The organism is Vibrio sp. 2017_1457_13, from assembly GCF_030851525.1.
GTDB lineage: Bacteria > Pseudomonadota > Gammaproteobacteria > Enterobacterales > Vibrionaceae > Vibrio > Vibrio metschnikovii.
Genome location: NZ_VHTA01000045.1, coordinates 1 through 742, shown reverse-complemented (window position 1 = coordinate 742; position 742 = coordinate 1). Strand labels below are relative to the sequence as shown.

The window sequence follows — 742 nt, the reverse complement described above, 5'->3', positions numbered from 1 at the left end:
CTAACGCCGCGTTAAGGGGTGAGCAACGCAACTACCAACTCACCGCATTACACTAAAAACTAATAAAATCAACGCATAACGAAAATGCCGCGCGTTGCGAATCCCTCTTGAACGCTTTGTTATGCAGCGACTCAAGGTAGAATCTTATTCCCAAGAAATTACGCTATCATAGACCTGACAATCAGCGACTGAATTACCTGAATCTGCAATAAATATTTGCTGCACTTCCGATACCGGATAGGTTAAATACTCTGAACATTGAGCACTTTGACCATTACCTACAACTACTTTAGTTCCTGCTTTCAATGTGCACTTCGATAACTTATCCAACGGTGACCATTGATAGCAAATCTCATAGTTCTTCCTATAATCCGCTGTCTTACCCGAGGGTAAGTCAAATGCCCACCATTGACCAAATTGGCTATTAGGATTTGTACTATTCCACGCTCGATATATAGTTACATCTTGTGTATTTTGATATACAGAACCTTGACACAATTTACCTTGTAACGGCTCTCCGAGTGATTGAGCAAGCAGCGGTGGGTCTTGGATTGACTTAAATTTATCACTTAATTCACTACTGATAGCTGTGGTACCTATACAAGAATTTTCCACTAACCTTTCTGTGGTTACCGATTGATTGGCACAACCCTGAATCACTGCTACCAGCGCGAGACCTAAAATCCTTTTCATATTAAAACTCCTAGTAATCAAATAATTATCGTTTAGCTGCATAACGCCC

Annotated in this window: 1 protein-coding gene; it reads right to left on the bottom strand. The window is 40.7% G+C overall.

Going from position 1 to position 742, the window contains the following annotated elements:
- Positions 1-144: 144 nt before the first annotated feature.
- Positions 145-693 carry a hypothetical protein gene (locus FKN88_RS17440; RefSeq protein ID WP_186464060.1) on the bottom strand — a complete coding sequence of 183 codons (549 nt, stop codon included), beginning with the start codon at positions 691-693 and terminating at the stop codon, positions 145-147.
- Positions 694-742: the final 49 nt, after the last annotated feature.

Excerpts from the sequence above, each read along its gene's own strand:
- FKN88_RS17440 (WP_186464060.1), bottom strand. The coding sequence starts at position 693 with ATGAAAAGGATTTTAGGTCTCGCGCTGGTAGCAGTGATTCAGGGTTGT.